A 9,828-nucleotide genomic window follows, 5' to 3' on the forward strand; every position below is an offset into this window, starting at 1 on the left:
TGTTTCGGAACAGCTTATTAATAATAACATTGTCGTTTGTTTGAGTCAAGGATTTTTTAAAACTTTTTATCTGTTTTTCATCCGTTTGTAACTCGTTTGTAACAACAGATATAAATATACCATCATCTCGTGCCCGGTGCAATACCTTTTTGAAAAAGTTTTTCTAAAATAACGAAGCTGCAATAATCAGAAAACTAGATTCTGTTTTTCTCATTAATAGTATTGTAATTTCCACACACTTATTTATCCTTTTATTAACAAAAACAAGCAGCGCCTCGCGATTGAGACACTGCTTGCAGTCAGCCAATTATGAACGGTGACGCATAGTAGGGAACAATAGTACATCTCGGATAGACGGAGAGTTAGTTAATAACATAACTAAACGGTCAATTCCAATTCCAAGACCACCCGTTGGCGGCATGCCATATTCAAGTGCTTCTAAGAAATCTTCATCCATTTCGTGAGCTTCGTCATTTCCTTGCTCACGCTCTTTCATTTGTGCTTCAAAACGCTCTCTTTGATCTACTGGATCATTTAGCTCCGAGAAAGCATTTGCATACTCGCGTCCCACAATGAAGAGCTCAAAGCGATCTGTAAAGCGCGGATCTTTTTCGTTTTTCTTAGCAAGTGGAGAGATTTCTACTGGGTGACCAAAGATAAACGTCGGTTGAATCAGCTTTTCTTCAACTACTTGTTCAAAGAACTCATTAACAACATGACCAAATTCCATTGTCTCTTTTATTTGGATGTTATGTTCCTTCGCCAGCTGTTGTGCTTCTTCTTTCGTCATCTGTTTCCAGAAGTCTACTCCAGTATGTTCTTTAATCGCATCAACCATGTGAAGTCTAGTCCACTCTGGCTTCAACTCTATATCGTGTCCTCCATATTGTACGGTCGTAGTACCAAGTACTTTTTGCGCAATATGTGCGACCATGTTTTCAGTCAATCTCATGATATCTTGATAATCAGCATAGGCTTCATATAATTCTATCATCGTAAACTCTGGGTTATGTCGTGTTGATGTTCCTTCATTTCTGAATACCCGGCCAATTTCATACACTTTTTCTAAGCCGCCGACAATCAGACGCTTAAGATGAAGTTCAATCGCAATTCTCATAAATAAAGGCATATCCAATGCATTGTGATGAGTAAGGAACGGGCGCGCAGCTGCACCGCCTGCAATTGTATGAAGTAACGGTGTTTCAACCTCTAGATATCCATGATCATCAAGATATCTGCGCATTTCACGAATAATCTTACTCCGTGTAATGAATGTTTGTTTGCTTTCATCATTTGTCATTAAGTCAACATACCGTTTACGGTAACGTTCCTCAACATCCTTTAATCCGTGGAATTTATCTGGAAGCGGACGAAGAGCTTTTGATAGGAAAGTGAATTCCTTTGCTTTAACAGAAAGTTCGCCAACCTTCGTTCTAAAAATATTCCCCTTGATGCCGATAATATCGCCTAAATCTGCTTGTTTGAAGAGATCATACGCTTCTTCCCCAATAGCATCCTGACGAACATAGATTTGAATCTGTCCGCTTATATCTTGAAGGTGTGCAAATCCAGCTTTCCCTTTACCACGTTTAGTCATTACCCGTCCTGCTAGTACGACTTCTTTTCCTTCTGATAGTTCTTCTTCTGTTAACTCGCTGAATTCTTCAACAATTTTCGCTGCTAGATGCGTACGTTCAAAGCGGCTTCCGAAAGGATCTTGTCCATTCGCCACCATTGCATCCATTTTCTCGCGTCTTACTTTGAGTTGATCATTAGTTTCTTCGCTCACGTGTCATCATCTCCATCTTTGTATTCACTTCATCTATCAAATAAACGTAACTATAATTTTTCATACCTATATATTTTTACATAAAGTGACTGAATCGAACAGCCCTTTGCCTAAAAAAGTGTCTCTACATATAAAAACTGCCAGTACTCAACTGGCAGCTTGGATAAGCGTATTATAGAAAAACCACAAGATGATGTCAAATCGTTACACCATTTGAATATTTTGTTCTTTCGCTTCAATCTCATCTACAAGACCATACAATAGACGAGCCACATCTTCTCTAGTGTGACACTCGTTGATCCCTTTTCTTGCACTTGCATTCCCTTTAATGCCTTTTAAATACCACGCAGCGTGATTACGCATCTCACGAACTGCCACATTTTCATTCTTTAAGGCGATTAAACGATCCATATGCAAAATACAAACATCCATTTTTTCGCGAACAGATGGTTCCCCTAGTAATTCTCCGGTCTCTAAATACCTAACCGTTTGATAGATCATCCATGGATTTCCCAGTGCGGCACGACCAATCATTACACCGTCTACCCCGGTTTCTTTTAACATTCTTTCTGCATCGAGCGGTGTTTCTACATCACCGTTCCCAATGACCGAAATCTTAACCGCTTCCTTCACCTGACGTATAATGTCCCAATCTGCCTTTCCTTCATACTTCTGATAACGTGTTCTCCCGTGTACAGACACTGCTTGACCGCCTGCTCGTTCAACGGCTAATGCATTTTCGACTGCGTAGATATGATCATCATCCCAGCCTGTACGCATTTTCACCGTCACAGGTTTGTCTACTGCATCTGTTACAGCAGAAACCATTTCATATATCTTATTAGGATCAAGCAGCCATTTAGCACCTGCATCACATTTTGTAATCTTAGGTACAGGACAACCCATATTTATATCTATAATATCTGCATTTGTATTCTTATCCACAAATTGTGCGGCCTCAACTAATGTCTTTTTTTCTCCGCCAAAAATTTGCAGACTGAGCGGATTTTCTCGTTCGTCTATATAAAGCATATTCATCGTTTTTTTGTTTTTCAATACAATTCCTTTGTCGCTTACCATTTCAGCGCAAACCAAGCCCGCACCAAATTCCTTTACCGTTAAACGGAAAGCGGAATTACATACCCCTGCCATAGGAGCAAGTACTACTGGGTTACTCATTACGACATCGCCAATCTTTAACACGATGCGGCCTCCTTCGTTGTCTTTTATTCTATTCTATCCTCTGGAGGTTGAAGTTCATCCATACTAATCTGAAGAATATTCGTCACCTCAGTTAAAAATTGTTCTGATGGCAGACGATTGCCTCGTTCTATTTCTCCTAATAAAGAAACAGAAACGCCGATTTTCTTCGCAAATCCTTCTTGTGTAAATCCCTTTAACTTTCTAAAAGCCCTAATCCGTCTTCCCCACTTTTCAGCTTCCATAATCGAACTCCTTCTCTATCCTGTATATTCTCAAGAATATTAACCAAAGGTATATCCATCTTAGGCAGCGTGATGTTTGGAACTAACTCCAATAACGGGATGAGTACAAATGCCCTTTCCAACATCCTAGGATGTGGAACAGAAAGACTCTCTGTTTCAATATTTTCGTAATTATACAGCAAAATGTCAAGGTCTATTGTACGAGGACCCCATCTTATATCCCTGATTCTACCATTCACTTTCTCTGTTTCCTGACATTTAAGCAGTAACTCCTCCGGTTTGTAGGAAGTCTCTACCTTTAAGACAGCATTTAAGAATTTCGCCTGTTCTGTATAACCAATAGGCTCTGTTTCATAAATGGAAGAGATATTACTTATTCGTATATTATCATCACTCTGTAAATAATCTATGGCTTTTTTAAAGAGGTCCAGCCGGTCACCCATATTCGATCCAATGGAGAGATAGGAAATATTTTTCAACTTAACGTCCCCTCTTTATTTCCACCGCTACGGATTTATAATGCCCTGGAATGGGAGGATCAGGTTTAAATACTTTTACAGTACAGGTCTGTACATTAGAAAACTGAGTAAGCACTCGTGCGGCAATTTGTTCTGCTATTGCTTCGACCAAGTTATACTGTTCACCCTCTACGACTTCTTTGCACACCCCATACAACTCTCCATAATTAATAGAATCATCTAATTGATCACTCTTACCGGCAGCAGAAAGATCTGTTTCTATAATAAGGTCTACCACAAACCGTTGACCAAGACGATTTTCTTCTGGAAATACGCCATGATAGCCATAAAACTCCATTTGATTCACAAAAATTTTATCCACTATATTCTCCCTTTCCAGCCAGCGCATCCATCATTTTAGCCATTCGGGCCATTTCCTTCACATCATGTACGCGGATCATCTGACAACCCTTTTGTATTCCAAAACAAATAGTTGCTCCCGTTCCTTCCATTCTCTCATTTGGAGGAAGGTCCAAGACGTCTCCAATCATTGATTTCCGTGAAGCAGCAAGTAAAACCGGATAACCTATTGCTACTAGCTTATCAAGATTCCTTATCATTTCCAAATTTAAGGAAGTGTTTTTCGCAAAACCAATACCTGGATCTAAAATAATATTTTCATCAAGTACTCCTGCATGTTTTACAATCCTGACGCTTTCCGTTAAGTCAGTAAGAACATCCCTAATAAAATGTTCATAATTCATCTGTTCACGGTTATGCATCAAGATAATCGGCACCTGATACTCAGCAGCGACCTTTGCCATTTCAGGATCTGCTTTTGCTCCCCAGATATCATTGATGATATGAGCGCCCGCCTTAATGGCTTCCCTTGCTACTACAGACTTATAGGTATCCACCGACAGTGTAATATCTAGATTATTCGTTATTGCCTCTATAACAGGCAGGACACGTTCTAGTTCTTGCTGATCGGAAATCCGCTCATAATTTGGTCTCGTTGATTCCCCGCCAATATCGATAATATCAACGCCCTGCTTAACCATCTCTTCAGCCCGTCTTAAAGCTGTATCTACATGATCATACTTTCCTCCATCAGAAAATGAGTCCGGGGTAGCATTTAATATCCCCATAATGATTGTTTTGTTCTGATAATCTAACGTATGTTTTCCGCATTTTATTGAGGGCATATTAGCACTCCTCTACGATTAGTCTTATTCATAGTGTACTTATCTTTGATGAGTATTACTAGTGAGCTTTTACATAACTCTCGACTTTCCTTTACCCATAAAAAAAAAGCCCCGGAATATCCGGAGCCTTTTAGTACAAATTATTCAAAATTATATAATGCTGTACTTAAGTACCGTTCTCCATTACTAGGAATTATTGCAAGTACTTTTTTACCTTTTCCAAGCTCTTTTGCCACTTGAACAGCAGCGCTAATAGCAGCTCCTGAAGAAATCCCGCCAAGAATTCCTTCTTCTTTGGCAGCACGGCGTGCATAATCGAAAGCCTCTTCAGTAGTAACGGTGATAATTTGGTCATACAATTCTGTATTTAGAATACTAGGAATAAATCCAGCTCCAATTCCCTGAATTTTATGCGGACCTGGTTTACCACCAGAAAGAATCGGTGAATCTGCTGGTTCAACCGCTACAATTTTGATGTTTGGATATTGTTCACGAAGAACTTCACCAGCACCTGTTATCGTTCCCCCAGTACCAATACCTGAAATAAATGCATCTAGTTGGTCGCCCATTTGTTCAACGATTTCTTTACCCGTTGTTTCTCTATGAACTTTAGGGTTCGCTTCATTTTCAAATTGTTGCGGAACAAAATAGCCGTTTTCCTTGGCTAATTCCTCTGCCTTAGCAATTGCACCTTTCATCCCGTCTGGACCAGGTGTTAATACTAATTCAGCTCCGTACGCACGAAGTAAGTTACGACGTTCCACACTCATTGTTTCAGGCATAACTAAGATTGCTTTGTATCCTTTAGAAGCTGCTACCATAGCTAGGCCAATTCCGGTATTTCCACTAGTAGGTTCAATAATCGTGTCGCCCTCTTTAAGACTACCGTTTTTTTCAGCTGCCTCGATCATGGCAAGAGCAATACGATCTTTAACGCTGCTCCCTGGGTTCATGTACTCTAACTTCAAAAAGATCTCTGCGCTATTTTCATCATTTAATCTGTTTAATTTCACAATCGGTGTTTGACCAATTAATTCAACTACAGAATTTGCTATTCTTGACATGTTCTTCACTCCTAATTCCTACTAATTTTATTGGTTTTATTTTACGTTACATCTTAGCACATGAATTTGTCAATTTTTTTATACTTATTCACTGGATATTCTGTTACTTTTACCTCATAAACAAAAACTTAGCAGCTAGGCACATTATTCTACTTTCCATCTACTCTATACTGCCATTTAACATCAGCTTCATCCCAAAACATCTTCCCTGTAACCGGCATTTGCATTTGTTCTAAAGCCAGGGTGCGATGTATTTGTTTTTTTACGTCAGAAAAGCTGTACTGATGCTCTTCCACTTTTTCATGAAGATAAATAACCGCATACCCATCTGTTAGTTTTATTGGTTGGCTCCAAGTACGCTCTTTCATCAACTTAGCTTCCTCAAGGTAGTTCTCAGCTTTCTGACCACTTTCTGCTGTAAGAAATCCTAAATCCCCGCCTTGATTGGCAGTAAATTCATCTAATGATTTCTCCATAGCAAGTACATCAAAGGCAGAACCCTCTTGGAGTTCCTGTATTACTTGATCCGCCTCTTCTTTACTTGCTGTCACAATATGAGATACCCGAAAGGATTGTGGGATAGTAAATCGTTGTTTATTTGTTTCATAATACTGCTGTAATACAGATTGCGGAATGGTTACGTCCTTCGTCAGTATTTCCTCAAGTTGGATGTTAGTTCTTATCTGCTGCTTCCACTCTTCTTCGCTCATAGTTTCAGAAATACCCGTAGTATTGTAGGTCAATTTTGTGAATAGATATTCTCTTTCCACGTCTTTAGCTGAAATAGACACCTTGTGCCTCTTAGCTGTTTGCTTAATGACCTCAGCATCTACTAATTGCTCGAGAATTTCTTTTCCATAACGTGATTGTAACTCCGCCTGCCATTTCTCTCTTGTAATATCTTTACTTCCAACAGATGCCACAATCTCGTGATCATTTTGTAAGCTAAACGGCTTAATGACATACACCGTTAAGGTCACAATATTAAGCAAAATAAGTCCGATAATAATAACTAACAGCTGCTTTTGAGACATCCGCATCCCCCATTACACCCTATTATTTAGTTTCATCAATTAACTCTCTTAACTCAGTCTCCGAGAAATGGTATTGTTCGTTACAGAAATGACATTGAGCTTCTGCTTGGCCATCTGTCTGAATAATATCCTCTATTTCTTCCTTACCCAAGCTAATTAGTGCATTAGCAATTCGTTCTCTTGAACATTCACAATTGAATTGCACAGGCATTTTTTCTAGAATTTTTACATTGCCCTCTCCTAAGAGTTCATCAAGAATTTGTTCTGGCGTTAACCCTTTTTGAATTAGTTTAGAAATTGGCTCGATAACTGATAGTCTTTGTTCAATCTTTGTAATAACATCATCATCTGCACCAGGCAACAACTGAATAATAAAACCACCTGCTGCTAATATTGTATTATCAGGATTCACAAGTACTCCTAAACCTACGGATGACGGTATCTGTTCTGAAGTTACCAGGTAATAAGTGAAATCTTCTCCTAGTTCTCCGGAAATCAATGGGACTTGTCCTGTAAAGTTATCACGAAGACCAATATCCTTGACAATAGCAAGTGTTCCTTCCGTTCCAACCGCACGTTTAACATCTAACTTTCCATGCTCATTTAAATCAAAGTGCGTTTGCGGATTCCCTACGTATCCTCTAACTTCTCCCTTTGCATTGCTGTCGACAAGAATTACGCCTAGAGGACCGCCGCCTTCAATTTTAATTGTAAGCTTTTCCTCGCCTTTTAGCATTGCACCCAGCATAACACCTGCTGTCATTGAACGACCAAGTGCTGCAGAGGCAGTCGGCCAAGTTTTGTGTCTTCTTTGTCCTTCACCTACTGTTTCAGTTGTTTTTACGGCATACGCTCTTACTTGACCGTTATAACCTAATGCTTTTACTAAGTAATCATTCATGTTGTTACCCCCATTAATTCTATTTCTTCATTGTTCCCGATTTCTTTTATAGATAAGCATCAGCCCTTTTAATGTTAAAAAAGGATCCACTATATCAATTGCGTCCGATTCATTTGAGATCAAGCCAGCCATTCCTCCAGTTGCAATTACAGTCGGTTCTGTTTCACTTTGGGATTTGATTCTTGAGACAATCCCTTCAACTTGTCCGACATATCCATATAGAATACCCGATTGCATAGCAGAAACAGTGTTTTTACCAAGAATACCCTCAGGACGAGCAATTTCTATTCTAGGTAATTTCGCTGCTTTGGTATATAAGGCTTCTGTCGAAATTCCAATTCCGGGAGCAATGGCCCCTCCCATATAATGTTTCATTTCATTTATATAACAATAAGTTGTGGCAGTACCAAAATCGACAATGATTAATGGGCTTCCGTACTCATGAATTCCTGCTACGGCATTCACAATCCGGTCCGCACCGACTTCTCTAGGATTGTCGTACTTTATATTTAACCCTGTTTTCACACCTGGTCCAACAACCAGCGGTTTCATACCAAAGTACTTAAGACACATGCGCTCCACAGAAAACATAATAGGAGGTACTACGGAAGAAATAATAATTCCATCAATGTCTCCAAAGGATATTCCTTCATGTGCGAAGAGGGACTTAATAACCATCCCATACTCATCTTCCGTTTTATTCCGACTCGTTTCAATTCGCCAATGATATTTCAATGTATCTTCGCTATATACACCAAGAACTGTATTGGTATTTCCTACGTCTAGTACAAAAATCATCATTTCACACTCCGCCAGATTATTCTCAAACATCATATCATACCGCCATATGGCTTGCCATCTGCAGGACTTTGACCCTTATTTTTAAATAGAAAACAGGTATTTCCAGAAGGAAATACCTGTTTGTCTTACTAATAATGATTAGCTCTTTTTATTATCTTCGTTTGAGAACGGTGTGTCTTCTTTAATCGGTTCTGTAGGAATAACTTCCTCAGATCGAACTTCAAGATTTTCCGATCCTCTTTCATCTAACGGGTTAAGAAGTGCTTCTTTTTCTTCCTTCTTAATGTTAATGTTCACTTTTACATCATCGTCTTTTCCCATATTGCCATTAAGGGCTGAATAAGAACGTTTCGGTAATGTTCCGTGATCGAAGAGATGTTTAATTTGTTCTGCATCCAACGTCTCAATATCGAGCAATGTTTTCGCTATTACATCAAGCTTATCACGTTTTTCAGTGATAATTTTTGTTGCACGAGCGTACGCCTCTTTGATAATACGTTGAATTTCAAGATCAATTTCATAGGCAATCGCGTCTGAATAATTTTGTTCATTATTGAAATCGCGGCCTAAGAATACATTTCCACCCTGTGTAGATCCAAATTGAAGCGGTCCAAGTTTCTCACTCATTCCATATTCAGTGACCATACTACGTGCAATCGCAGTGGCACGCTGGAAGTCATTATGAGCACCTGTACTGACTTCACCAAAGACTACTTCTTCTGCTACACGTCCGCCTAAAAGACCAGCGATCTTATCAAGAAGTTCAGGTTTAGTCATAAAGAAGCGATCTTCCTTAGGAAGCATAACAGCATAACCGCCGGCCTGACCACGAGGAACAATCGTTACTTTATGAACGATTTCAGCATCATCCAAGACAAGTCCTATAATAGTATGACCTGCTTCATGGAAAGCAACAATATTACGTTCTTTTTTAGATATAACCTTACTTTTTTTAGCAGGACCAGCAATTACACGGTCAGAAGCTTCATCAAGATCGGACATATCAATTTTCTTTTTATCTTGTCTAGCCGCTACAAGAGCCGCTTCATTTAAAAGATTTTCAAGATCTGCACCAGAGAAACCTGGTGTACGCTGTGCAATAGCTTTTAGGTCTACACCTTCGGCTAATGG

The 9,828-nt window shown here is 39.3% G+C and carries 10 protein-coding genes and 1 pseudogene; all 11 read right to left on the reverse strand.

The genetic code is table 11. The features are described from left to right. Nucleotides 1-307: 307 nt before the first annotated feature. Complete coding sequence (gene lysS, locus MHI18_RS21990) at nucleotides 308-1,744, reverse strand: lysine--tRNA ligase (protein WP_445670057.1); 1,437 nt, start codon at nucleotides 1,742-1,744, stop codon at nucleotides 308-310. 249 nt (nucleotides 1,745-1,993) lie between these two features. After that, a complete protein-coding gene (dusB, locus tag MHI18_RS21995) occupies nucleotides 1,994-2,992 on the reverse strand; it encodes a tRNA dihydrouridine synthase DusB (RefSeq protein WP_340850516.1) in 999 nt (332 codons plus the stop codon). Nucleotides 2,993-3,015: 23 nt separating this feature from the next. Beyond that, complete coding sequence (locus MHI18_RS22000) at nucleotides 3,016-3,234, reverse strand: helix-turn-helix domain-containing protein (protein ID WP_340850517.1); 219 nt, start codon at nucleotides 3,232-3,234, stop codon at nucleotides 3,016-3,018. Then, a complete protein-coding gene (gene folK / locus MHI18_RS22005) occupies nucleotides 3,186-3,713 on the reverse strand; it encodes a 2-amino-4-hydroxy-6-hydroxymethyldihydropteridine diphosphokinase (RefSeq protein ID WP_340850518.1) in 528 nt (175 codons plus the stop codon). Before folK ends, MHI18_RS22000 begins: the two co-directional genes overlap by 49 nt. A 1-nt stretch (nucleotide 3,714) precedes the next feature. Beyond that, nucleotides 3,715-4,074, reverse strand: coding sequence for a dihydroneopterin aldolase (gene folB / locus MHI18_RS22010; protein WP_340850519.1), 360 nt, complete (start codon nucleotides 4,072-4,074; stop codon nucleotides 3,715-3,717). Then, on the reverse strand, nucleotides 4,067-4,897 hold the full coding sequence (folP, locus tag MHI18_RS22015) for a dihydropteroate synthase (protein ID WP_340850520.1): 831 nt from the start codon (nucleotides 4,895-4,897) through the stop codon (nucleotides 4,067-4,069). Before folP ends, folB begins: the two co-directional genes overlap by 8 nt. Nucleotides 4,898-5,037: 140 nt before the next feature. Beyond that, nucleotides 5,038-5,961, reverse strand: coding sequence for a cysteine synthase A (gene cysK, locus MHI18_RS22020; protein WP_340850521.1), 924 nt, complete (start codon nucleotides 5,959-5,961; stop codon nucleotides 5,038-5,040). A 149-nt stretch (nucleotides 5,962-6,110) separates the two neighbouring features. Further along, complete coding sequence (locus tag MHI18_RS22025) at nucleotides 6,111-6,995, reverse strand: peptidyl-prolyl cis-trans isomerase (RefSeq protein WP_340850522.1); 885 nt, start codon at nucleotides 6,993-6,995, stop codon at nucleotides 6,111-6,113. Between the two features lie 22 nt (nucleotides 6,996-7,017). Next, complete coding sequence (gene hslO / locus MHI18_RS22030; RefSeq protein WP_340850523.1) at nucleotides 7,018-7,896, reverse strand: Hsp33 family molecular chaperone HslO; 879 nt, start codon at nucleotides 7,894-7,896, stop codon at nucleotides 7,018-7,020. Nucleotides 7,897-7,923: 27 nt separating this feature from the next. Then, on the reverse strand, nucleotides 7,924-8,697 hold the full coding sequence (locus tag MHI18_RS22035; protein WP_445670058.1) for a type III pantothenate kinase: 774 nt from the start codon (nucleotides 8,695-8,697) through the stop codon (nucleotides 7,924-7,926). A 138-nt stretch (nucleotides 8,698-8,835) separates the two neighbouring features. After that, a pseudogene (locus MHI18_RS22040) lies at nucleotides 8,836-9,828 on the reverse strand (ATP-dependent zinc metalloprotease FtsH); the annotation flags it as partial.

Origin of the sequence: Peribacillus sp. FSL H8-0477, from assembly GCF_038002765.1 — a bacterium.
Taxonomy (GTDB): Bacteria; Bacillota; Bacilli; order Bacillales; family DSM-1321; genus Peribacillus.